Below are 25445 nucleotides of genomic sequence, written 5' to 3'. Positions count from 1 at the left end.
GCCGCCCCGATCACTGGTCGACGCGCGGGGCGGGAGAACCGGGCTCGGTCGGGGTGTCGGCGGTGAATCCGTCGCTCTGGAAGCCGTCGATGGTGTCCGTGACGAGGGACGTCGGATCGACCGCGTGCCGGCCGATCGCCCCCACGTCATCAAGGAACGTCGCGCCGGTGGCACTGAAGAATTCCTTGTGGCGCTGCATCTCCTCGGGGGTCAGCGCCCACTGGGGGTTGGTCACCGCGTTGCGGTTGTGGTCCCACAGATCGCCCAAGGACATCTCCTTGATCTGCTCGGCCGTCAGGTTCGGGTCACCGACAAGGTCCATCGCCCAGTCCTTGAGCTGGTTGGCGGCCCACTCTTCTTCGCGCTCATAGTGACTGGCGCCCAGTCCGAGGCCCTTGGAGAGCTCCGCGGCGCCGGTCACCAGCGCGCGGACGCCCCACTCCCAACGATCGCAGTATTCCTCTAGGCCGTCCTTGGGGTCGGCGTGGCCGATTGTCTTGCCGTCGAGATCCAGATCGCCGTAACCGCGACCGAGTCCTGCGGAGTATCCTGAGCCGACGCCGGTCTGCCCCAGAGCGTCGATCACGCCATTGATCCCGGCGCTGGCCTTCTCCATGTCGGCGGGATTGACGCCCAGGTTGTCTGTCATCGAACGATCTCGCCCTCGTCGTCGTAGTAACAGTGCGGAGTCAGGTCCTTGGTCGGCGGGAAGGTCATCATCTCCGACGTCGCGCAGTCGACGACGAGGCCCGTCGGTTCCGGGGCTTGGTCGAGGACGTCGTCGATCAGCGACTGTCCCTGAACCTCGACATAGGTGATGTCGGCGGAGTCGCGCTCGGTCAGGTCGGCGAAGTCGCGTAGACGCTGGGGAGTCGTGAACGCCAGCATCCACCGCAGCCCACTCTGCTTGAGGGTGAAGAAACGGCCGTGGACATCGAGCGGTACCGAGAGTTGCGTCTCGCGTAGTGCTGCGTACAGCATCGGTGGGTCGCCGAAACCGGACAGGTACGCCCGCACTTCCCCCGCATACGTGACAGTCATCGAATCCCCCGACATTCATCCCCGTGCCGGATGATGCTAGATCACCCGACGCCGGATCTCCTCGCGGCCGTCCACAGGGTCGGCTCACCGTGTCGCGTTCGGCAGCCGGTTAGGTGCGGGATCGCCATCCCCTGTCTTTGCGACCCCGGACGCGGCACCCAGCGCGGCGTCGCCGTACGAGCCGTTGCGTGAGTGTCTCGGGCGTCGCCTGAAAGGGTGACCGGGCCCACTCTGACCTGGGTAATCGCCCGTTTCCGAGTGAGCCCGACCACGCTGAGGCCGATTTCTAAGGCTGTGCTCAGGTCCGCGTGTTTAGCCTCGTCGTGTCCGATACGAGATCTAATCGTTACCGAAACAGAAAAGCTGTGCCCTTGAATTTCCTGAACGCTCATCACTCACCCCAGACCCGCAGCCGAAAGGCAGTGCGCGCTGCCGCGCTCGTGGCCTTTGCAGGCGCCGCCGGCCTGACGGTCGGCACCGCGGCGCAGGCATCGGCCCAGCCCGCGCCTCAGCCGCCGGCCCCACACATCGCGCTGCCGGAGAACGTGAAGATGCCGGCCGGCCTGGTCCTGCCGCCTGAGGTCGACAAGTTCGCCCGCGACATCCTGCCTCCGTCGGTCTTCACCCCCGGCGCCCCGGGCATGCGGAAGGCCGTCAAGCCCGTCAGTGGCACCGTCACCTCGGGTTACGGCGCACGCTGGGGCTCGAATCACAACGGCGTCGACATTGCCAACAAGATCGGCACCCCCGTCTATGCCGTGACCGACGGAGTCGTCGTCGAGTCCGGCCCGGCCTCCGGCTTCGGCCAGTGGGTCCGCGTCAAGCAGGACGACGGCACCACCGGCGTCTTCGGGCACGTCGACCAGAGCTTCGTCCGCCCCGGACAGCACGTCACCGCCGGTCAGAAGATCGCCACCGTGGGCAACCGCGGCCAGTCCACCGGCCCCCACCTCCATTACGAGGTCTGGGACGCCAACGGCACCAAGATCAACCCCCAGGTCTGGCTCAACAAGCGCGGCGTGCACCCGTGATGAACGCTGCTTCCTGAGCAACTGCGCGTGACATTGGCTCAACACCCCGTGTCCAGCGCACCCCACTCGACCGCGATCACGCCGTGATCGCGGTCGAGTTGTCTTTGGGGACAGTTGCGAATTAGCCGGCGGCTCGGTTTCACCGGGCCCAGGGATGCGCACATCGAAAACGCATGCCGCTGAAGTTTGCCTGAACGTCAATCCTTTTCGGAGACCACTCCCGCGGGCCGAGCTCGCTCTCTCCGTGCCCACTACTGATCGTCGTCCGGGGGTGGGCTCGGCAACCGCCATCCGAACGTCGCCGTCGGAGGCGCATCCTTCGCGTACAACCGTGCCGGGCGGCCACCACCGACCCGCGTCGCGGGCTTCCCCTCGGCGTCGAGGAGCGGCGCAAGTAATGGCTGCGCCCGCCGATTGAACGAGTCCCGCATCAGGCGCCGCCCGAGGATCGCTTCATGCAGTTCCCGCAGCTCCGACAATGTGTACGGGGGTCGCAGAAGGTTGTCCGGGTCGGGTTGGTCTTCGTAGCGTTCGCGGATTTTGTCGGTGGCCGCTGCAATGATCTCGGCGTGGTCGTAAAGGACCTGCTCCCCTGACGCCAGCTGCCCAGTTGGCGTGACGGGCGCGAGTTCGCCTATGGCGTCGGACAATTCGACGGCCGGCAGGGCCACCGCGTGCGCGACCGAGATCGTCCACCCGCGAGGATCCCGGTCAGGATCACTGAAGACCGCCAGCAGGTGCGGGCGGACGTGATCGGGCGAGAGCCCCAGTTTCAGTTCGAGCACCTCGCGCACCGTCTCCTCGACGGTGTGCCGCTCCCGGACGAACCGCCCCGGCAACGCGACTCTCCCCTCCTCGTCGCGCTGGATCACCACGTTCAGCGTGCCGTCGGAGACCGTGAGGACCGCGATGTCGACGGCCACGTTCGGTCGTGGGTAGTCGGTGAGCGTCGTCGAACGAGTGGTCACAGCAAAAGACTATGCGAATGTCTGCGCAAAGCACTAAACTCAGATTCGCGCAAAGTCGCCGTCTCGATCGGATGCCGAGACGGAGGAAGGAATGATGATGAAACTCTCCGCTGCTCTGGACGTCGAGATGGTGGCCCACGAGACCGCCGATGAAGTGACCGTTCTGCTGGAACTGCAAGCCCCCGCGGGACCCGAATCCAAACGCACCCCCACTGCCCTGCAGGTGGTGCTCGACCGGAGCGGGTCGATGTCCGGCAATCCGCTCGAGGGTGCGAAGAAGGCTCTGGCCGGCGTTGTCGCGCAGTTGGATCCGTCGGATGCGTTCGGCGTGGTGACCTTCGACGACGACGCGCAGGTCGTTGTGCCCGCCGCTCCCCTGTCGGACAAGCAGCGCGCGGTGGACGCAATCGGGTCGATCGTGACCGGTGGTTGCACCGATCTCTCGTCGGGTTACCTGCTCGGCCTGCGCGAGTTGCGCCGTAGTTCTCAGACCGCTGGGATCCGGGGCGGCACGGTGCTGATCATCAGCGACGGTCACGTGAACCGCGGGATCATCGAGGTCGACAAGTTCGCGAGTGTTGCGTCGAAGGCTGCCGCGGACGGGATCGTCTCGTCCACGCTCGGTTACGGGCGCGGCTACGACGAGACACTGCTGTCCGCGATAGCGCGGGCGGGCAACGGCAATCACGTGTTCGCCGACAACCCGGATGCCGCGGGCGCGGCAATCGCCGGCGAGGTCGAGGGCCTGCTATCGAAGTCGGCGCAGGTGGTGACCTTGACCGTGCGATTCGTCCCGCAGGTCAAGGAGTTGTCGCTGTACAACGACCTGCCGGCACACCAGACCGCCGACGGCGAGGTAATGATCGAGCTCGGGGACTTCTACGCCCACGAGGAGCGGAAGCTGTTGCTGCGGATGAAGGTCGACGGTCTCGCCGCACTCGGGCTGGCGCAGATCGCGACACTCGAGCTCCGGTACGTGGAGACCGCGACACTCACCGAACACACGGTGTCGCTGCCGATCTCGGTGAATGTGGTTCCGGGTGATGAGGCGTCGGGTCGCGTGCCGGATCCGAAGGTGGAGTCGGAGCGGCTGTACCAGCAGGGGCAGGCCGCGAAGCTCCGGGCGTCGGAGGCGTTCGAGGCCGGCGACCTGGATGCCGGGAACCAGTTGCTGGGCGAGTCGGCTTCACAACTTCGACGGGCGTCGGCGTTCGCTACTCCTGAGGAGCACGCGCTGATCGAGCAGGAGTTGCGGAGCATCGAGATGCTGGGCGCGCAGGCGAGGGTCGAGGGTGCGGGGTACGCGTCGAAGATATCGCGGGACTCATACCACCTCGCGAACCGTAAGCGGGGGCGTCGACGGGCGTAGTGGGTCGTTATTAAGGTGTGGCCACCGGGCTTGGGCTCGGTGGCCACACCTGTCCTCAACGGCTTCACCGCACCCTCCCCCAGTTTGAGCAGGTCGCGGGGCGTACTCGATTCCGTACGAGTTCGGTTGCGAGTTGGCTTCCGTGGACTGCCTAGGGTTCAGACTCCACAGCTAGTGGGATCAGATGGCGGAATCGTCGGGTCACGCTAGTCTGTTCGGCGAGGGTGGGGCGCCGTCGGGGCGCGCGAGCGTGAGGGGGACTTGTGACGACACCGTTCTCAGATGACTCGGTATTTCCCAGACTGGGCCCACCGGTGCCATCGAGTCCGGACGGGGCTGACTACCAACTCCGCTCCGAGCGCGCGTTGTGGGAGAAACGCGCCGACGTTGCAGCAGAGGTGGCAGCAACGCTTGATGGGGCGTTCTTTGATTTGAAATCAGTAGGAAAGTCGAATCACCTAGGAGACTGCGTCGAAGGACGTGACGTCACGGCCGGACTGAGGCGTGCAATCACTGCACTCTCCACCGATATTGCGGCGCAGGCAAACCGGGCCAGCGACTTGGCGCACCAGTGCAGAGGCGCTGCAACGGATTTCGAAGCCACCGACGTCGCCGGGGCTGAGGGTTTCGATGCCTGATCCTCGTGCTACTGGACTCGCGATAGCACTAGCATCGTTCACCGTGTTTTCGTTCGGCGGCTGCGGGACGGAAACAGGACAAGCACAACCAGTCGCCGAGTCGTCGGTCGCTGCGCCATCCCTCAAACCTGAAGGAATCCGGCAGACAGACGATGCAGGCAATCGACTTCCCTTCGAAACCGAGTTCCCGAACAGGTGGAGCATCAACAACGACGGATCGACGTATGAACCGTGTACGCAAGTGTCCGTTGAGGTTGTGAACCGCTTCGGGTTAGATCCGGACACCGTAGAAGACGTCGCCGCTTCCGATTTTCAGACCGCCAGAGGGTGCCAATGGAAGTACATCAACGACAGGCGATCTTCCATCGCACAGTTCGTGGGGAACCTTCAACGTCCTGAGGACGGCCTTGCCGGTCACAAAGAGTTGAATCGAGCAGGTACCTCATGGCTACCCGACGCTGAAATTAATGGGAGACCCGTGCTTCGCGAATCGATGGGCCCAGGAGACTGCACGGTCTACGTTAGGTCCGGCGATGCCCTTGTCATAACTTCGGTTACCCGAATGGGCTCGAATCCACCCGCTACGGAACAGCTATGCACCGAAGCGGCCGACTTTCTGCGAGCTACTGTCGCCCAAATCCCGCAGTAGGCATCAACTTCGACGCCCAGGCCCGAAGCTACATTGACGCTGTTATGCGGAGGCGCAGGCAATTCTTCAGCAGGACCGCCTCCACAGTGCGCCTAAGCGCCGCAGTTCCGGCTCGAGCTATCCACACCCACACAGACAAGCTTCACCAACTCCGCCCGGTTCCTCACCCGCGTTGCCGTGAACACCCGGCTGACGTACTTCTTCACCGTGTCGACTCCCAGGTTGAGGATCGACGCGATCTCTTCATTGGTATGCCCGTCCGCAACGAGCTCGGCCAGCTCGATCTGCCGCGGCGACAGACACTCCCGCCACGATGGGAACGGTTGCCCGGGAAGCAGTTTCGCGAGGTTCGATAACTGCCGCGACAGCAACCCCATGGCGTGCAACCGAACGCGGTCTGGTTCCCTACCCTCCGAGTCGAACAGCCCGACCAACCCGTGGCAGTCATTCGCGAGGTCGAGATGCATCACGGCTGCGCTGTGTAACTGCTTGCGGTACAGGAAGTCCTGTAGATAGCTGATCGAGTCACCGGCGAGTCCGCCGAGCTTGCCCGCTGAGATCGCCGGGTTCTTCGACAGTGCCGCCCGCGACTGCGTGGACGCGAAGACATCCTTCGGATACCAGCGGGCTTGATACTCGTCGATCACCGGCATGATCCGCCCCGTGACCACGGGGTCAGGATCCGAGAACGCGGTGACAAAGGTCGGGCCGGCGAAGAAGGTGGTGTTCAGACAGTCGTAGTGCTCGTGCAGCGCACCCATCAACACGTTCTTGAACGCGTCGAGGGTCTCCGCCTGCGAACACACGTCGAGGATGGCGAACACCCGCTCGTACTCAGCAACGGGCAACGCGACCGACTGACTGACCAACGCCCACTCCTTCCTCTGGAAGCGATCCCCGAACTGTACCGGTCCAAGTGTGACGCGGAGCACATGCAACACCGTGCAACGGTTCCGCGGTTGCCTGGCGATCAGGGTCGCTGAGCAAACCGTCCACTTTCGTGCACTGTGGCGGCAGTCACACACTTCCTAGTCTCGGGATCGTGGCCGACACGACCGTCGGCCGAGCAGATCGACAGGAGATCCCATGAGCAGGCTTCGTTTCGGATACTTCATGGCACCGTTCCACGCACCCGGCCGCAACCCCACCGCCGCACTCGAACGCGACCTCGACCTGGTCGAACACCTCGACCATCTCGGCTACGACGAAGCCTGGTTCGGCGAACATCACTCCGCGGGCAGCGAGATCATCGCCTCCCCGGAGATCATGATCGCCGCAGCCTCACAGCGAGCGAAGCGGATCCGCTTCGGCACCGGCGTCACCTCGCTCTCCTACCACAACCCCCTGTGGGCGGCCGACCGCATCATGCAGCTCGACCACCTGACACGCGGCCGCACCATCTTCGGTGTCGGCCCCGGTTCCCTACCGACCGACTCCGCGATGATCGGCCTCAACCCGACCGACACCCGCGAGCTCCTACAGGAGAACCTCGATATCGTCGTGCGACTCCTCCGTGGCGAGACGGTGTCCGCGAAGACCCGCACCCACGAGCTGTACGATGCCAAGTTGCAGCTGGCGCCCTACTCCGCTGACGGCATCGACGTGGTGGTCGCCGCAGTGGCGTCGCCAACCGGTCCTCGACTCGCCGGCACCCACGGACTCGGCCTGCTGTCGATCGGCGCGACACTCTCCGCCGACGGATTCGACGCCCTCGGCCACCACTGGAACATCATGGAGGAACGGGCCGCGGCCAACAATGTCACCGTCGACCGCAGCAAGTGGACCCTTGCAGGTCCGTTCCACATCGCTGAGACAGAAGCCGAGGCGTACCGGCAGGTCGAGTACGGCATCGAGCAATGGTTCGACTACTTCCAGCACGTCGCGGCGTTCCCGCAGATGGCTGTCTCCGGAAGCAAGCTGACGGAGATGATCGACTTCATCAACGAAGCCGGCATCGGCGTCATCGGAACCGCTGAACAGGCTCGGAATCAGGTCCAGCGGCTGTGGGACCAGTCGGGCGGCTTTGGATGCCTGCTGCAGATGGGCCACGACTGGGCGAACCCGCAGGACACCAAGCGTTCCGCGGAACTCTTCGCGCAGGAAGTGTTCCCGCATTTCCAGGGACAGGCACAGGCGACGCTCGACGCCGCCGAACATGCGCGTGCCGTGCGCGAAGGCCATGCTGCGACGCAGCTGGAGGCCGTCGACCACATGACCCGCAAGTACCAGCAGGAGCTCGCCGCGAAGGCCTGAGTCTCGCCACCACCCAGCACGACAGCGCACCCGCCCTCGGGCGGCATTCGCTGCAGATGACTCGCGCTCCCCGGTCGCCGTCGCGAATATTGCGACGGCGACCGGCTGCGTGTGAGGGCGGCTCTCTCGCCTTAGGATCAAAAGTCTTTGCGACAATGCGTCGCATGGTGGAAAAGAGCCTCTGGATGCAGCAAGTCGCCAAGGATCCCGGACACTCGCAGTGGTACGTCGAGCGTTTCCGCACGATGGAGCGTGAGGGAAAGGATGTTGTCGGTGAGGCCCGCTTCATCGACGCGATGGCGGCCCGTGGTTCCCGCATCCTCGATGCTGGGTGCGGAGCCGGACGCATCGCCGGATACCTCGCGTCGGTGGGTCATGACGTTGTCGGAGTAGATGTCGATCCGGTCCTCGTCGCCGCGGCCGAGAAGGATCACCCGGGACCGCGCTGGCTAGTTAACGACCTCGCCGAACTCGACCTGCCGGCCCGTGGCATCGACGAACCGTTCGACATCATCGTGTCCGCAGGCAACGTCATGACGTTCTTGGCACCGAGTACGCGCGTCACCGTGCTTAGTCGGTTGCGGGCGCACTTGCGCGACGACGGTCGCGCGGTCATCGGATTCGGGGCCGGCCGGGACTATCCGTTCGATGAGTTCCTCGACGACGCGTCGACGGCCGGCTTCACGGCTGACGTGCTGCTGTCGGCCTGGGATGTCCGCCGGTTCACTACGAATTCGGAGTTCTTGGTGGCGGTGCTGCGAGCGGCGTAGTAGTTAACGCTCCCGGTCCGTCTCTTACAACGTTGCGCCGAGCGCAAGTACGCAACATTGAGCACCATCAGTGCACCCAAGATGCGACAGCGAACAGTGGGTCGTTATAGACAAGCGAATTACGAAGTATCGATAACCGACCGCGAGGAGGTTGGTGTGATCAGGGATCCGAACGGGGCTCAAGATGGATAAGTGGAGGGGCCTGCCGGACCTGTTGTCATCGTTCGATTACTGGTCGGAGGTGCAGAGAGCACTTGAGGACTCAGGGCACCTAGAAAGTGCCGCACCACTGTACGGACGTCCTTATCTGGATGGTGGACGGCTAATCATCCCCCGGGGTCCCGGAATGGCAGAGGACTCAGACGGCTATACCGACTATTCGATAGTAGAGGAACCCAGATACTTCTTGATACGCCTCTCGGGCCGTAGCCGGGGAACGCTCATCCCTGAAACTGCGAACGCCTGGTTCGGGACATTCGATGACGCCGCAAAGTACTTCATCGCCCGCCGCGTCGCTGCTCCTACTCGGAGCCGAGTCCTTCCGGACTTGGTGGAGTCGATCAATACCCGCTGGCTGGATCGTGGCCTCGCTCCTGGATGGGACCAGCTCGACCAACCTGACCCGGGTGGGTTCTCCCCCGCAACCAGGTACTTCCGTAGCGACCAGCCGGAGCGGTTCTACTTCACCGTCAACACCGACTCCGCCACGTCCTTCGTACTCAACCTCGGGTGGCGCGAGCTCAATTCGACGTTCAGCGAAGGACTGTCAGGGATCGAGAGCATACCGATGACGAAGTTCTTGCATGACTAGGTCTGAGAGGTAGGCCTAGGTCGTCCCAAACGCCTCGTTTGGAGTGCTCGGACGTCGCGGATCACCTCGTCGGCGGGATTCCAGCTTTCGCCGCGAAGTCGTCACCGCTTAACTGTCTCGGGAAACATCCGCCACCCATAGCTGAACCGCGGGTGGCGCCGCTGTGAACGGCAGCGGCGCCTCAGGGCAACGTGCTTAGTCGTCGATCTCCACGCCATGTCGCACCGCAAACTCGGCCAAGCCGTCGTCGTAACCCTGCCCGACCGCACGGAGTCGCCAGATGCCGTTACGGCGGTAGATCTCGGCAACGATCATCGATCGCTCGGTCGTCGCTGCATCGAGTACCGCTGTGGCGAAGCTGAATTCGGGAGTGTCGATGGTTACCGATAGTGCTCCGACGTCACCAAAGGTGGCCGTCTCGATCGATGCGCCGACCATGATGCGGTCGACGTCTTCACCTACCGCCGAGAGGTCGACCGCTATCCCCTGCTCCCGATCTCCGTCGATGCACAGGCGTACTGCGCTGTCCGGGCTGGAGGGCTGGTTGTAGAAGACGAACTCGTCGTCGGACAGCACTTTGTGGTCTCGGTCCAATTCGAAGGCGACGACATCTACTTCGAACGGCGCAGATCGATCCGCCGCCCAGGCGATGTTGACGGTGAATTCGGTGATGTCGAAGGGGACGTCCATCACCGCACCAGGCGCCAGGTTTCTGGGTACTGGTGCTGGAGTTTCAACGCCGGCCGCAAAAGTGGATTCTGCTGCATCCGTGAGCGTTTCGCCCGTCATCGTGTGGAGGTGATGCGATTCGAGGATTGGAAGTTGCCTGTCATGTGCTTTTCGTATCCGAGGATCCGAGTAGCCACCATCCAGCACCAGGAGGTGTGTGACGCCGGCGGTGAAGTTGATGGCCGGAGTCGCACCCAAGGTCGTCAGACGAGATCGGATCGCGGCCGCTTCACCGTGATCGCCACCGAGCACGAGGACTCGACGCCCACTCCACGGTAGAGTCGCCGGCTGTTGGGAGGAACGCGTGGACGGGGGCTTCGGCAGTACCTCGATGACAGGGACGGACTTCGGGGTTCCCGGGACGACTCGTTCAACGAGCCGCAGGGCGGTGACCTCGTCGACGATGGGGATGCCCTTGTCCTGCGCGACCCTCAGCTTGCGGCTATCTGGGACTCCGCAATTCGCGATCACCAGGCCCGTTTTCCCGCTCACGCTGTTCATCACGTCGAGGCCTGCGTCGGTGAGCCGTCGAGCCAGCGCGAGACGTGGCAGCGTCGTAGAACCGGTGATGACCACCTTGGTGCCTTGGACCAGTCCGACACCGGTATCGAATCGGCCGGGGTCTGCCCACGGGCAGGGCACGTGGGCGACGTTGTCCGGGTATGCACGCGACGTGGTACTGCACGCCACAACCGGGAGCTGCAAGCCGAGGTTGTCCGCTAGATCGAGGCTGCGACGGAAGACTTCGAGGAGCACCCGAACGTCGTCAACCGCGTTGTGGGCGTCGAGCTGCGGTATCTGCCGATGACGGGCGAGCGTCGCGAGCTGGGCGTTGGGCACGTCGAGTTGCAAGCGTCGTGTGAGGGTAACCGTGCAGAGACGATGAGTGATCGGGAGGGTCACGCCAGCTCGCGTGGCTTCTCCCACGAGAAATCCGTGGTCAAAGTTCGCGTTGTGAGCCACCAGAGTTCGGCCGGACAACAACTCGTGCAGTTGGGCGACAGCTGAATCGAATGTGGGCGCACCGCGAAGTCTTTCGGGCGTGAGCCCGTGGATGTGCACGGGGCCTGGATCGCATCCCGGGTTGAAAAACGACGAGTACTCGGCTTCGGTTTGACCGTTGCGGTCGAGGGCGATGGCTGCGACGCTCAGCACGCGGTCGCGGCTCGCGTTCAAGCCGGACGTTTCAACGTCGACCAGAGCCCAGCCTCGATGTGACGGCAACAATTCAACCTCGTCTTCAGGATGCTTGCGGAGTGCGGACGTTGGTTTCCTGGCACCGGTGACCTCATCGCGGGCCCCTACGAGCGCGTCCGGTCTTGGGCAGTGCGTGTATTGCGACTCGTGACGCTACGGCACTCTCCCGACAATCTTTCGCACCTTGTTCCGGCCGCCGAGCCGTGTCTGACTCATGGCGGTGTGGGTCGAATGACCCGACCACCAACGCAAATCGTGCGCTCCGGGTACTGGTGTCGACTGATCGGACGAACGGAACGGGTGTCAGCCGTATCCGCTACATTCGGTTCATTCGGTAGCAGAAGGCGGAGGTGGCGGGTTGTCGAAGAACCCTACGACGGTGCCGGTGTGGACGATCGCGACGGATCGCGCGGACGTGCCCGCCGTGATCGGCGAGAACGCGCTCACTCGCGAGCGACTAGATAGTCTTCGGACCGCTCTCGCAGCACTCAGTGACATCCCGCTCACCACTCTCGAGGCGCACGATGTGCCCAAGGCACTCGACAGGTCGAAGGGCATTCACCTGCATGGCGTGAGTCCGCTGGCCACGCAGCTGTCGGAGCTCGTGAAGAAGACCCCCAATGTCGTCCCGGACGGTGGCGAGACGCTGTACAAGATAGTCGTACCCCCGAAGTTCGCGTCGCAGTTCGCTTCCGGAATCGTGAAGCCGATTGCGTCCTCTACTACCGCAAATGGCATCCACAGTGCGCTGTCAGACGGATCCAAGATTGCCGCGCAGGCCTCCTTCGTTCCGGTGAGCGCGGGCAAGGCAGCCGCTGCCGGCGCCGCGACCGGCTCGGCGACCACCGCAGGTGTTGCCGCAGCCGGTGCCGGAGCGCTGACCATCGCCGCGCCGCTCGTTCTCATGGCTGTCGCGGTCGGCGTCAGCGCCTACGCCGACCAGCAACGGCAGAAGACCATGGAACGGATCACCGAACTCCTCGAGAAACTCATCGCCGATAACCTCGAGGCAGAACAGCACAGCTTGGAGGCATGCCGCGGCGCGATCGTCAAGGCCACTTCCGTACTTCTCGACGAGGGACGCATCGGCGCCAGCCTGGGACTCGACTCGACGGTGTTCGCCATCGAAGAAGCACTTTCGCGCGCAAAGTCGCGGATTGCCAAGTGGGAGAAGGAACTCACCAACCTGAGTGGCGACAAGGTCGAACTCAACCAGCTTGCCAAACTCATTCCAACGATTGAGAAGGACGACGGTGAGTTCTACATCCACGTCGAGCTCGCCCAATTGGCCATCGCCATGAAACAACGTGTCATGATCCTGCAGGCCGTCGAGCATGCTCAGCTTTCCGAAGGCAACCCGTTCGAACGGTTCGTCACGACGTTGCAGGCCGAAAAGCGGGATGTCGACTCACTCGAACAGCGCCTTGAGACTGTGATCCTCCGGTTGTCGGCACTGCAACTGGACCGCTCGCATGGAATCCGGGACGTAGTGTTCTCCTCCGGTGAGGTCGACAAACTGCTGCAGACGACCCGTCGTCTGCGCGATCTCGGCCAGTCAGTTCAGCTCAGCGCTCGCCAATCAGAGGTGACCATCGAGATCCTTCAAGAGAAGGACGGCTCGGTCGTCGTCTTCCCAGCCATCGCCTCGTGATCTGTCGACCCACCGCAGTGAGCGCGAAACACTATGGCATTCAACAGGCGTAACGCAGACCCCAAGGTCGTGCGAGCCAAGCTGGCTCGAATCTGGGAGCCACACGTCGCACCGCTCAACGAGCTGGCGAACCGCGTCGCCGACGCTGAAGGACTCCCCCACGGTCATGTTCCGTACGTCGACCCGGACGCCGGTGGAGTTCGAGCACGGATGCTGGTGTTGCTCGACAACCCGTCCACGAAGGCCGAAGCCGGAACCGGCTCTGGACTTCTCAGCCTGGACAACAACGATCGCACTGCGCGAAACTGCCGAGAAGCGTACGCGCGACACGGCGTTGAGTAGGCTGACGTCGTGCACTGGAATGTTGTTCCGTTCCCTGTTGCCGGCGAGAAGAACGGCGGATCCACCCCGAGTGAACGTGCGCGTGCCGTTCGCTGGACACGTGAAGTCGTCGACCTGCTACCCAACCTCGAGATCGTGCTGCTACTCGGCGCGGCAGCCCGGGACGGATGGACACGAGCAGGAGTCAACCGGTCCGGCGTGTACGTACCGGGCGGCAATATCCCGCACTGTTCCATGCGTGGATTGAACACCGCCGGCGGCAGGGAACGGTTCGAAGACGCGATTGGCGATGTTGCGCAACGTCTCCGACCCAACGGGTAATGCCATTTCCCGATTGGAATCGTGGCGCGGCCCTCCATCTGAGTGGTGGCGCGCGTTCTGGTTCACTCGATGTCAATGGAGCTATACGAATCGACCTGTCGACGCCGCGTCACCTGACGTGTTTGTCGAGAGTATTTGCAGAAGAATTTCGGAGTGCCTGAATGAACCCAATTGAGTCCCCATTTGTAGATATCCCTCGGAGCGAGTGGATCGCTTCAAACCGATCGGCGTTCGCGATCTGGGATGCGTACCCGGTCAGTCCGGGCCACGCCCTTGTGATCTCGCGCCGAGAGATCGAGGACTGGTGGGTCGCGACAGCCGAGGAGAAAGCAGACCTGCTCGGACTGGTCGACGAAGTACGGGACGTGATCCTGGCGCAACACGGTCCCGTCGACGGCTTTAACGTGGGTTTCAACGCCGGGCGCGCCGCCGGCCAAACGATCAATCACCTCCATATCCATGTCATCCCTCGACGACAGGGCGACGTTCCAGACCCGCGCGGAGGCGTTCGGCACGTCATCCCGGAACGGGGCAACTACTTGGCGCCGACTGAGTCAGCGGATGGTGGCCTCGTACCGGCCTCGCCCGTCCTGATCGATGGCCGGGCCAAATACCTTCTTCCGGAGTTGGTCGCCCACCTCCGCAACTCCTCCCTGGATCGCATCGACATCGTGGTCAGCTTCATTAAAATGTCCGGGCTTGGTCTACTTACTGGTGCACTCGGTGATGCGTTGGACCGGAGTGCGGTTGTCCGAATTCTGACGACCGACTACTTAGGCCTCACCGAACCTCTCGCCTTGGCCAGGCTGCATGACCTGGCCGATGACTACCCAGGCCAGCTGGCGGTCAAGATCTTTCAAGACAGTGAAACGAGCTTCCACCCGAAGGCGTATCTCTTCTACTCGTCCGCTGCAGGCGCTGGCGAGGCAGCATTTGTGGGAAGCAGCAATTTGAGTCGCTCCGGCCTTAGCGGCGGGATCGAGTGGAGCTTGCACGTCGGGTCAATCGAGGATCTCAAGCGCGGCTTCGAGGATCTATGGTCGGATCACCGAAGTATCCCGCTGACGAATCAGTTGATCGCCGACTACCGACCTGCGCCACAGCACGTTCCGGCCGTCATCGAAGTTGTAGATTCACCGGAACCGGTGCCGTCTCCCCGACCGATTCAACTAGAAGCCCTACAAGCACTCGCGCGTACCCGCGACGAAGGGTTTAGGGCCGGAATGGTCACCCTCGCTACGGGGTTGGGGAAGACCTGGCTCGCCGCCTTTGATGTTGCGCGCTTCGGCGCACCAAGGGTGCTGTTCCTCGCGCACCGCGAGGAGATCCTCATACAAAGTCGGGACGTGTTCAGACGCCTGATGCCTACGGCCAGCATGGGACTGTACTTCAGTGGACACGACGACTATCGGGCTGACGTCGTTTTCGCCTCGGTACAGACTCTGTCGCGCAATCTCGAGCTGTTCGACTCACAGGAATTCGACTACATCGTCGTCGATGAGTTCCACCATGCGGCAGCCACTACCTACCGTGCCGTGCTTGACCACTTCACCCCCCAGTTTCTGCTAGGTCTCACCGCCACGCCCGACCGGATGGACGGCGCAGACCTATTGGCGCTGTGCGCAGATAACCACGTGTACGACTGCGACCTCGTAGATGGAATTCGAAGATCCGAGCTAGTCCCCTTCCAATACTGGGGAGTCCCGGACCCGGTGGATTTCGAGCCAATCCCATGGCGCAACGGACGGTTCGACCCCGAGGCGCTTGAAGCGGCATTTGCTACCCAGGATCGCGCTCAAGCAGCGCTCGACGAGTGGCGATCACGGAAGGGGCAGCGCACGCTCGCATTCTGTGCGTCGAAGCATCACGCAGACTTCATGGCTGACTTCTTTGCTGATCGTGGTGTCCGCTGTGCATCCGTTCACAGTGGTCCGTCCAGCGCGCCCCGTAACGAGACGATCGACGCTCTGCGGGACGGTGAGCTCGAAGTCGTGTTCGCAGTTGACCTTTTCAACGAGGGCCTGGACGTGCCTACCATTGACACCGTCCTGATGCTTCGCCCGACAGAGTCATCCATCATCTTTCTGCAGCAACTTGGACGTGGACTCCGGATTTCGGAAGGCAAGGACGCGCTGACTGTCATCGACTTCATCGGCAACCATCGTTCGTTCCTGTTGAAACCAAGAACCATTCTTTCTCTCGCGAAACGCACCGCGCCGACGACGCTGCAGGTCCTACAAGCCATGGAGGACGGCGACTTCGACCTCCCCCCTGGCTGTTCGGTTGACTATGAGCTCGTCGTGGTCGACATGCTTAAGTCATTGACCCGCACGACAGCATCCGACGCAGTCGAGGAATACTGCCGTTCGTATCAGGAGGATGAAGGACTTCGACCGACAGCGGCACAGACATTCCGAGCAGGACACGACCCAGCGACCGTCTCATCAAGGCCCGGTGGTTGGTTTGGCTTCTTGGATACTCTGGGACTCCTCGGCCCCCGACAGGAAGCCGTCTATTCTTCCCACGCCGACGTGCTCCGAGCAATCCAGGTCGAGGACATCACGAAGTGCTACAAGCTGATCGCGATGCGGGCGCTGTTGCACGACGGGCGATTCTGTACTGGGGACTCAGTGGCGAACAATGCGTCGACATCACGGCAGCTGCTGTTAGCGGACCCACGTCTCGCACGCGAAGTGCCTCAGTCCCAGTTCCCCGACCTTCAGCACGCACCCGAGCAGCAGTGGAGGTCGTACTGGCTCAGCTGGCCGCTTTCTCGGTTGACCGGCGCGGACGGCTCGTCGTCGCGCCGGGACCACTTGTTCCGTCTGGACGCGGAACGCTTGATCCCGAACTTCAACATCGCACCCGATCACCGGGACGTCTTCGAGAGTATGGCGGCCGAACTCATCGAGTATCGCCTCGCAAAGTATCTCCTGAAGCAGGACGCAGTCACCAAACGCCGATGGCCCTGTCGGGTGGCACTCGTCGACGGCCTCCCGTCGGTACTACTTGATCGACGACAGTACGCCGACCTTCCGGCCGGCGACGTGAAGTTGGTAGCCGAGGGTGCCACCTATGAAGCCGTCTTCTCCTCTGTCGCAATCGACGCCATCCGCGCAGGCGGGAACGAAGATTTCGCACCACGATTGCTCAAACGTTGGTTCGGCCCGACCGCCGGGTATCCCGGGCACGTACATACAGTCGAACTTGTGCAAGAGGACGATCAGCTCACGCTCCGGGCAAAACGTGCTGATGACGGTGGCCGAGTGGAGCTTCCGTTGTTCGGCAGCTTTACTACCGCGATCGGAGCTGGACTTGCTTCAGGGTCGGGAGGAACAATCGGCTCCAGCATCGCTGTGCGCGAACGCACCGACATCGACCTATCTTCCGGCAATCAGTTCGTCTGCTTCGCTGATGCGGGAGCGCTCGATCCGAGCGGCGGAGTTCTCGCCGGAGAACCGCTGCTGTTCGAGTGGGGGTCGGCCGGATCTCCGACCGAACTCATCGGTGAAACAATTCTCGCCGAGGTTGAACATGGAGGTCAGTCGAAACGGCAGCTGGCGACGGTCAGGAAGATCGACAGCAACCTCGTGCTGGAGTCGGCGGACGGATCGAGACAGATCACCACCGGAGCAGACATACTGCAAGCGGCACGTCTCGTGACCGAACTCTCCGAGAGTGACATCAATCCTCTAGCAGATCGAATCGGCGACCAACTCAAGAGCTTTGACGTACCGGAGCTCTACGGGGAAACCTACAATCCCGGCAACTGGCGGTCCGGACATGTATCGCTCGCGCGACACGCCGTTCTGTTCGTGACCCTTGAGAAGCGTTCGGACAGCATCCAATACGTCGAGCACTTCGAAGGTCCGGATCTGTTCGTATGGAGTTCGCAGAACTCGACCAAACCCGAAGGTAAGAAGGGCCGAGAAATTCTTGAAGCTCCAGCCACTGGAAAATCTATCGAGCTGTGGATGCGTCGCAAGCCGAGCGACCCGTTCACATACCTTGGTCGTGTCATCCCTCTGGGACACGAGGGTTCGCAGCCGATGACAGTCAAATATCGGCTGCTCACGCCGTTGTCCGGAGAACTTCGACGGCGTCTGAACTTCGATGAACACAACCGCACGTAACGCCCAGCCCCTATGCGGTATAACCGCATACACGGAAGGTCACCGTCGACAAGGTCGGCAGTGACCTTCCGCTGGCTTACGCCTGAACTTCTGTGGGCATCGTCCTGAGGCTCGTGATCGGCTGACCGGACTTCTTCACCTTCCACAGCGACCAACCGTCGACGGTTGATCGCTCGGAATCCCCATAGAAACGGAGTTGCGCGCGAGCGGCCTCATCTGGGCCCTCGAAGTTGCGGCGACCGACAATCGCGTAGTCCAGAACGACGCTCCAGTCGCTGGTGTCGAGCATTGCCCCAGGGACGAAACCGCCCTCGCACTCCATGTAGATGGCAACCCTATTGCCTGTCTCCCGGTTTCGGGGGCGGTCGGAGGTCTTGGTTGGAAGCTGAATTCGGCGAGTGCCGAACGGCTTCTGCGGCCCCTTCTCAACGTCGACGTGCGCTGAGTTGTCACCTGCGCGGCGGCTCGGATGTTCGACCAGTGGTGGATCATGCCTCTGACCTAGTTCAGGTTCCCTGACTGGCGTTTGGTTTTGTCCCTCTATATGCTCCGCGCAGGTGGCTGCCGAGCCGTCATCCGACACCCTCGATGAGACCCCAGGTAGCCGGATCCTCCCCAGCGCGTCGTCGCCTAGCTGCACAACCTCGTCGTAGGTTCGGTCGAGCTGAGCCGCGATGCTGCTGTTGTCAAGTGGCTCCTCCCCATCGAGACCGAACCGCCGAATCAGAATCTCAGCTTCATCAGGGCCCAGATCGACGATCTCCCGCAGGATCTCGTCGACGCCTTCACATCGTTTGAACCGCACCGCACTCGCGACGACGCTTCGAATGTGCGAACTAGCTCGCTGAATGATGGCTGCGCTCTGCGCAACCGTGGCCGTTGCAGTCTCAGCGAGTTCTCGGTCATTCTCGGTGAGCGCCTGGCCCTCGTGGTCTTTCACTTCGGGTAGCCACTCCTTCACCACTGCTGGGACGCTGTGGACCTCCACAGTTTCGAGGTTTTGCGCGATCTCGGTGAGCTGCTCGAGGAAGGTCCCGTGCGCACCGTTCTCCGGGTCTTCGGAGCTGCCTTCGGCGTAGAGAATGACGAACACCGCGGCGCGTCCGTCGGCCTTTGGTCGGAGCACTCGACCCATTCGTTGGATCATCTGACGCCGAGTGCGACTCGCAGCGAGGACGATCGCAACGTCCGCTTCAGGAACGTCGATACCTTCGTCGAGAACACGAGGAGCAGCCAAAGCTGTGAGGCTTCCGCGTTTGAAGCGGCCGAGGAGCGCAATCCGCTCGTTCCGAGTGAGGTCGCTCGTATATGGCGCCGCCGCGATTCCTACTTGCAGAAGAGTTTCTGCTGCAGATGCGGCAGCCGACATCGTCTCGGCGAAAACAAGCGCTCTACTCGACCGTTCGAGTACGGGCGCAATCGCGGCGAGCGCCTCCTCCTTGCCGGAGATCGACGCGAGCAGGTCGCGGCGATCGGAGAATGCCTTAAGGTATCGTCGCGCAGACCTGACGGATGCATCACCGTTGAAGTCGTCCTTCGCGAGCAACTGCACGTCTTGCAAGTACGATCCGAAAGGTTCTGCCCGGCAACCGAATTTATTGATCAGGTTGGTTCGCTCCCCGCGAGCAATCTCGTCGAGGTTGTCGTAACGTGCCCGTTCGCGTGGCGAGAACGGTACAGGCACTAGGGCCACATTTACGGGCGCGAGGATGCCGTCCTCGTACCCGCGTTCGTAGGTACAACCAGAGATCACGTTCTCGAAGAATGGCAACAGCACTCGGTCGATGCCGTCGTCCGACCGTTCCAAGGTCGCTGTCAAACCCAGACGATGATCAAAAGAATCAGAAAGGACCTTCGCGAAAGACTCCGCGGCGTAGCGATGAACCTCGTCTGCAACCACGAGCGACCCAGTCGGCGGCTTTTCGGCAGCAGGCATCACAGCCGACTGCACGGTCGAAACGATCACATCGAAATGGCGAAACGAATCCTGATAGGCGTCGCCGCGTCGCCCGACCCGCAACGCGCCACTTGCCGCCACGAGGCGTTCATGCCACTGGCGGAGCAGATCTCGCGACGGTACGACGACGAGGACCCGGCGACCGTCGGCCACCGCCTCGAGCGTGGCAGCGATTCCGACTTCAGTCTTGCCTGACCCAGTAACTGCTTCGATGACTGCTCGTCGTCCTCGCCTGCGCCACTCGTCCAGCGCCTCCTGTTGCCAGGCACGTAACGGTTTCAAGCCTTCGCCCCATGCGAGCGGACCCACAGCATCGTGCCGGCTTTGGTCATCTCATCTAGCTGACCGTCCTCCACCAACGCATCGAGCAGGTCTCGCGTAGCGCTCTCATCGAGTCTCGAGATGTGACACGCACGGTCGATCGTCAGTGGAACGCTCGGCCACGCGGCCGCCACCAACACATTCCGAAGTGTCCCTTGCGCGGGGGAAGTGGCGGGCGTCGGGCTTTCGCTCTCGCTCTCGGTCTCGGTCTCGGTCTCGGTCTCGGATGCAGCGCGACGCAACAAGTCGTCTCGAGCGTTCACGCCCGGCTTGTAGTCGGACTCATCGTGCCGGCGTTTAGCGGTCTCGGCGAAAAGGTCGCGTAGTACCCGTTCAACCTGCGGTTCAGGAACCTGGAACTGCGCCGCGAGTTCCCTCGATTTCATCGATCGATAGTGTGGCGCACCGGCAACAATCGCGTCCCGGAGACTTTCGTCCGAGATCCGAACGTAGTCAGCCTCGGACGGCAACCTCTGTTCGACGGTTGTCAACGCAGAGTTCTGCTCAATCGGCGGCGACGTCTTTTCTACGATTGTTTCGACGGGGGTGGTGTCGGATAGTGCCCCGTCATCCGGCTCATCACCGCGGTTCTCAATGGGAGGCACCGGCGGTCCATCATCCGTGGGACTGTCTAGCCCATTGGCGCCGCCGCCGACGACGACAGTCGAGACCGTCGAGGGATCGTTCGAAAGCTGTACGCCGGGCTCGATTCCCAGTCTGTCGAGTTCGGCCCATAGGGAGGACATTGCTTCGACGCGACCGGCGTAGAACTCGGATTCCCGCACTCGCCAGAAAGTCCAGCCGCAACGTCGAAGCTCGATCTCACGCTCGAGATCTTCCCGCAGCTGTTCGGGTGTCGTGTGGAACGCGTCCCCGTCACACTCGACTGCCAAGCGCGACGCACTGCCGGTCACGACGAGGTCGATTCGACGGTTGTTCACCGGGATCTGCGGATTAACGTGGTAGCCCCGCGCAACGATTTCGTTGAACACTCGCTGTTCAAAGAGACTGTCAAAACGCGGATCTCGCACGTCGTTCGGCACGTTCTCGGGGACCGGCTCGGTTGTTGCGACGGTCCGGGAGGTCATGTGTTCCAGGAGCGACTTGCGTAGGTCACCGGTGCGCAGCCGGTCCAGGGTTACTGAGTGGAACAGCCACATCTGGTCCTTCGCGCGGGAGGCGCCGACGTTGAAGCGCTGCTCAAACTCTGTGCGCGTCAGAGACTGGAAGTTCTGGTCGGGTGCCACGACCAACGACAGGAAGATGACGTCCCGCTCGTCTCCCTGGAAGTCAGGCGGAGTCCCGACCCGGAACCGCCGCTCATCCCACTCGTCCTCCGAGATGTTTCCTCGGAGCGCATTCTGGATCGCGGTGACTTGACCCTGACCCTGTAGGACAACGACTCCCATCGTCTTGCCTTCGTACTGCGGGTCGTCAAGGCATGCGCGCACTTGGTCTGCGATTGCCACGGCCTCCGCCTTGTTGGCGAGTGTCGCGTTCTTTCCGGTGACGGTTGCGCCGGTGACGTATGTACTTCTGAGCGGCGGTAACCGATCGGAACCGAACTGACGGACCGGCACCAGCGGAGCGTCACGATAGAACTGATTACTCGACCAGCTGATGATCTCCGGCATCGACCTGAAGTGCTCACGCAGCCGGACAACTTGACCAAATCTCGATCGCAAGAGGGAGAACAGGCTCGACCGCGGAGTGAACGTATTCCGGACGTGGTCCGGTAGATCACCGAGGTAGTTGTCGAGGCGGGTGAATACGTCGTCGAGACCACCCAGAGCTACTTCGCTTGGTGTGCACTGCTTGTCGTCGCCCACGACGATGACGCGCGGCGCCAGCCAGAGCAAATACAGGTTCGTGATGTCGACCTGGCTGGCTTCGTCGACGATGACGACGTCGAACGCACCGGGCTGCGGCGGGATTGACGCGAGCACCTGCTGCGTGGGCATGACCCACGCCGGCACCGCACTCTGGGCCTCCCGCATCGCGGTCCGGGCTGCTTGTCGAAACCGCTCAGCGTGCTTGCCGGTTCCCTTGCCAATGCTGCGAATGTGGTCGCGATAGGACTGCAGTGCAGTGACTTCGCTGGCACTCATGCGCTCCAGACAGCTCTTCCATGCGCGTTCAGCTGCCAATTTGGATGTCAGAGAGCTGATGTCAGCGGTGACCGCGTCAAGTTCACTGCTGAGCTGTGCTTCGCGTCCGGGGGTCCGTTGTTGTTCAACCCAGTCGTGTGCACGTCGCCAGTGCCACGCGTCGTGAATTGAGTCGAGACGAGTCAGCAGATCGGGGTCGGACGGGTTCGCGGCGAGTTCGGAAACTAGCGCGGGTGAGGCTGAGCGCACACGCTGCACAATTGCCTGGCAATCCCGATACTCACGTTGCTGTTGCTGCGCATGCAGATACGCCCCAACCGCGTCGTCGAAACGCTGCCGGGAGGCCTCCTGAATGCTCTGCACCAAGTCGTGCGCCTCAGACGCCAGAGCTGGACCGAAGGCATTGCGGAGCTCGTCCGTGATCACTGCCAGTTCGTGACGCGCGGACCGCCGCTGGAGTTCGAGCGTGATTGCTGACGCTGCTTGAGAGAAGCTCTCGGCCTCATCGATACTGCGGACGACGACCTGACGACGAGTGCTGCGATACAGAGTGTCCTTGAGGTCGTGACTAGTCGCCAGCAATCGCTCAATCGTCGACAGGTCTCGTCGAGCAATGACGAGATCGTTCACCTGTGCCGACCGCGCAGGCGCGCTGCCAAGATCCAGGCCGAGGTCGGCAAATGTCTGCCGTGCAGATTCGACTGCGTCGAGCGCTTTGAGGTGCGCGACAGCGATTTCGAGCTCTTCGATACGCTGCACCGGGTCACCGTCGACGGTGAGATTGAGGTTGAGCTCGTCGTACGCCTTCTGCTCTGCAGATCGGCGGAACCGCCCCTTCCACTCAGCACCAGCCTGCAGTCGGGCGAGCCACGTTTCCACAGTTCGGAGTGCCCCGCGGGTCACAGCAGGTGCCTCAACCACAGCGCTGCGAACCATCTGGTCGCACCGACTCGCTTCCTGTACGAAGAGGTCCAGGTCTTGGACGCGCGCCCATAGATGATCGACCGCACCTGAGAGGACACGGTTGGCGAGTTGTTGGTGCTCCGGTGACAACCCGCGGGCGGTGGCAGCTGCGTCCCTAAGCGCGTCGCATTGCGTAAGAACCTGCTGCGCAGTGTCGTTGTCGACACTCTCGATAATCTCAACGAGCTCACGGGTCTGGGAAGGAAGATCAACCGGCGGGCGGTGGACAGCCTCGAACAGATGCGCCATCCGGTCTGCGCTGGGGAGCAAGCCTTCCAGAGGCGGCAAGACTTGATCAGCCCGAGCTGCGTGACCTGGTGTTTGAAGGGCAAGGAGTCGCACGAACTCCCTGAACTCCGGTGGAGTCAGTGGCGGTTCGGACGCATAGAGCGGACCCGGCAACCAGGACAGGCGTTCGCGCTTCTCCTCCAACAGACGGACGATGGCGGCCAGCGTTCCGCTATATCCCGGAGCTACTTCGGGATGCTGAAACGTCTCGGCTTCGCGCAGAGCTCGGATCGATTCGAGGGTCGTCGAACGCCGTGCGCGGGCTTGCTCACGCTTGTCGGTAAGGTCCGCGATCGTGCGGTCGGACGCTTCAGGAATGAAAGACGTCTTTCGCTCAGCGATTGTGGCGACGCTGCGGTTCAGCTCCTGCGAACCGCCGCGTGACAAGTCGGTGATCGAGACACAAAGCTCTTGCATGTCTTCCGGAAGTTTGTCCCGAAGAACCTGCAGCGCTTGGGATTTCTCACTGGTGACCAGCACACGCTGCCCTCTGGCCAGCAATGCCGACATCAGGTTCGCGATCGTGTGCGTCTTGCCCGTGCCAGGAGGGCCCTCTACAACGACACCGCTGTCGCCACCGAGTCGCTCAATGATCTTCGACTGCTCAGCATTCGCCGGCAGCGGAAACAGCGGATCCTCGGCAAGTTCCTGCGGCGCCGTGGCACCGGTGGACTCCAACCACTGGACCCGTTCCTCCGCCTCGATGGCAGTAACCAACTGGGCGAGGCCGAGTGGAGTCTTCGCTGAGACCTGCTCGGCTTGATGGATCATCTGGTCGTAGTACTCGACCAGCGCGAACGCGCCGCGCTTTCGCAGGACCAAAGCCGGCGCGAGTGCAAGTGACACGTCGGCAGAGGTGGTGGTCGGCGGTTCGACCGCGTCAGTGACCGATACCTCCACACCCAGCGCTCGAGCCGCCCAACCCTTCAAGAACACCTGGATCGAGGGATCGAGCGGGGACGCCGACTCTTTGAGTTGCGCGAGCAGTGTCCGACTTCCCGACTGGTCAAAGATCTCAAGGCCAGTGAGAAGCTCACTGTCTTCCAATCGACAGGAGGACAGTTCTACGAGTCTCACGAGGAGGTCACCGGTCGACTCGTCCCGTTCGACAGTCGCTTCTTGGGTCACGAGATGCGTATTAACTCGCGAACCGTCAGTCATCTTCGGTGGAAGAGTCAGCAGCCCGGACGCAACAACCAACTCAACCGACTCGGGCCGTGCGTTGAGCTCGTGCAGTACTTCTGTGAGGGCCTGGTAGAGCTCGTTGTGAGGTCGACGCTGTCGATCCGTCTGCGCCCATGCTGTCCAATCCTGATACCAGCTGCGGTACTCCGCACGAGCACGTTCGACCTCAGGTACAGGCGTAGATCCGAGCGGCTCGGGTTCTCGAAACTGGGGTCCAGCAGTGTCGCTGCGCACGACGTCGTCGGTTGCGGTCAGCCACGACAAGAGCGACTGAGGCAACGCGGGCGGCTCCTCGAGGTGCACGCGCGCCGCTTGAACAACTACGTCGCCGGCGCTCGCAGCGTGGTCCACCTGGAAAGGTGCACTACCAGGGAAAAGCCACTGAATCCGCTCGTGATCCTCTACCCGGAGGACCGGTCGTGTCCGGGCTTTCACCATCTCCCGGAGGAACTGCATCAACCTGCCAACGCGATCCTTCAGATCGACGTCGTTCTCTCGACTGGCCACTACACAACCCACTAACTCAGGCCGCATCAGCGCGGCTCTCCATAATCGAGAGTCACAATAGCGGTCGACCGCGTCGGTTAGCGTAAGTAACTGTCGCCCGACAGCCCACATATCCTGGTCATTAGAGTCAACGCCCTCGAAATCAATCGTTCAGGGGACAGGTCCAACGCATTCTGTGAGGTCGGCGATCCGAGGTCTCGTATCCAACCTCGA

Annotated in this window: 15 protein-coding genes and 1 pseudogene; 9 read left to right on the top strand and 7 right to left on the bottom strand. The window is 62.3% G+C overall.

Translation table 11 applies throughout. The features are described 5' to 3' along the window. Positions 1–10 precede the first annotated feature (10 nt). Positions 11–649, bottom strand: a complete 639-nt coding sequence (locus GONAM_RS00495; protein ID WP_006864803.1) for a hypothetical protein — start codon at positions 647–649, stop codon at positions 11–13. Continuing rightward, positions 646–1041: an SseB family protein gene (locus GONAM_RS00490; protein ID WP_040534982.1), complete on the bottom strand. Its 396-nt coding sequence runs from the start codon at positions 1039–1041 to the stop codon at positions 646–648. Before GONAM_RS00490 ends, GONAM_RS00495 begins: the two co-directional genes overlap by 4 nt. Positions 1042–1412: 371 nt before the next feature. Between GONAM_RS00490 and GONAM_RS00485 the strand changes: the two genes are divergently transcribed. Then, positions 1413–2072, top strand: a complete 660-nt coding sequence (locus GONAM_RS00485; protein WP_006864801.1) for a M23 family metallopeptidase — start codon at positions 1413–1415, stop codon at positions 2070–2072. A gap of 251 nt (positions 2073–2323) precedes the next feature. On the opposite strand, the gene GONAM_RS00480 is transcribed toward GONAM_RS00485, so the two are convergent. Continuing rightward, positions 2324–3040 carry an NUDIX hydrolase gene (locus GONAM_RS00480; protein ID WP_006864800.1) on the bottom strand — a complete coding sequence of 239 codons (717 nt, stop codon included), beginning with the start codon at positions 3038–3040 and terminating at the stop codon, positions 2324–2326. A gap of 97 nt (positions 3041–3137) precedes the next feature. Between GONAM_RS00480 and GONAM_RS00475 the strand changes: the two genes are divergently transcribed. Then, on the top strand, positions 3138–4409 hold the full coding sequence (locus GONAM_RS00475; RefSeq protein ID WP_006864799.1) for a vWA domain-containing protein: 1272 nt from the start codon (positions 3138–3140) through the stop codon (positions 4407–4409). Positions 4410–5039: 630 nt separating this feature from the next. Then, entirely contained in the window at positions 5040–5696 is a 657-nt protein-coding gene (locus GONAM_RS22250) for a DUF3558 family protein (RefSeq protein ID WP_006864797.1), read from the top strand. 92 nt (positions 5697–5788) lie between these two features. Here the strand turns inward: GONAM_RS22250 and GONAM_RS00470 are convergent, their stop codons facing one another. Next, positions 5789–6565, bottom strand: coding sequence for a helix-turn-helix transcriptional regulator (locus GONAM_RS00470; RefSeq protein ID WP_006864796.1), 777 nt, complete (start codon positions 6563–6565; stop codon positions 5789–5791). A gap of 217 nt (positions 6566–6782) precedes the next feature. Here GONAM_RS00470 and GONAM_RS00465 point away from each other — a divergent pair, with 217 nt between their 5' ends. The 3 genes from GONAM_RS00465 to GONAM_RS00455 all read left to right on the top strand — a co-directional run bounded on the left by GONAM_RS00465 (position 6783) and on the right by GONAM_RS00455 (position 9530). Then, positions 6783–7949 (top strand): LLM class flavin-dependent oxidoreductase, encoded by a 1167-nt coding sequence (locus GONAM_RS00465; RefSeq protein ID WP_006864795.1) that lies wholly within the window; start codon positions 6783–6785, stop codon positions 7947–7949. Between the two features lie 164 nt (positions 7950–8113). Continuing rightward, a complete protein-coding gene (locus GONAM_RS00460; RefSeq protein ID WP_040534883.1) occupies positions 8114–8719 on the top strand; it encodes a class I SAM-dependent methyltransferase in 606 nt (201 codons plus the stop codon). A gap of 346 nt (positions 8720–9065) precedes the next feature. Further along, entirely contained in the window at positions 9066–9530 is a 465-nt protein-coding gene (locus tag GONAM_RS00455; protein ID WP_245548541.1) for a hypothetical protein, read from the top strand. A gap of 195 nt (positions 9531–9725) precedes the next feature. Here GONAM_RS00455 and GONAM_RS00450 read toward each other — a convergent pair whose 3' ends face one another. Beyond that, positions 9726–11486, bottom strand: coding sequence for a TerD family protein (locus tag GONAM_RS00450; protein ID WP_167330261.1), 1761 nt, complete (start codon positions 11484–11486; stop codon positions 9726–9728). Positions 11487–11814: 328 nt separating this feature from the next. Between GONAM_RS00450 and GONAM_RS00445 the strand changes: the two genes are divergently transcribed. From GONAM_RS00445 to GONAM_RS00435, 3 genes and pseudogenes are all read left to right on the top strand, one after another. Then, positions 11815–13107 (top strand): hypothetical protein, encoded by a 1293-nt coding sequence (locus GONAM_RS00445; RefSeq protein ID WP_006864791.1) that lies wholly within the window; start codon positions 11815–11817, stop codon positions 13105–13107. Positions 13108–13140: 33 nt separating this feature from the next. Next, positions 13141–13770: pseudogene (locus GONAM_RS22845) on the top strand (uracil-DNA glycosylase). A gap of 161 nt (positions 13771–13931) precedes the next feature. Next, the gene (locus GONAM_RS00435) at positions 13932–17903 is read left to right on the top strand and encodes a DUF3427 domain-containing protein (protein ID WP_006864788.1); all 3972 of its coding nucleotides are present in this window, start codon (positions 13932–13934) and stop codon (positions 17901–17903) included. Between the two features lie 76 nt (positions 17904–17979). On the opposite strand, the gene GONAM_RS00430 is transcribed toward GONAM_RS00435, so the two are convergent. Then, a complete protein-coding gene (locus GONAM_RS00430; protein WP_051992421.1) occupies positions 17980–20169 on the bottom strand; it encodes a DEAD/DEAH box helicase in 2190 nt (729 codons plus the stop codon). After that, the gene (locus tag GONAM_RS00425) at positions 20139–25232 is read right to left on the bottom strand and encodes a PDDEXK-like endonuclease domain-containing protein (protein WP_245548540.1); all 5094 of its coding nucleotides are present in this window, start codon (positions 25230–25232) and stop codon (positions 20139–20141) included. The genes GONAM_RS00430 and GONAM_RS00425 overlap by 31 nt, the downstream gene beginning before the upstream one ends. Positions 25233–25445 lie beyond the last annotated feature (213 nt).

It is taken from the genome of Gordonia namibiensis NBRC 108229, assembly GCF_000298235.1.
Lineage (GTDB): Bacteria > Actinomycetota > Actinomycetes > Mycobacteriales > Mycobacteriaceae > Gordonia > Gordonia namibiensis.
The sequence above is the reverse complement of the archived record's forward strand: the minus strand, read 5'-3'. Positions and strand labels throughout refer to the sequence as shown.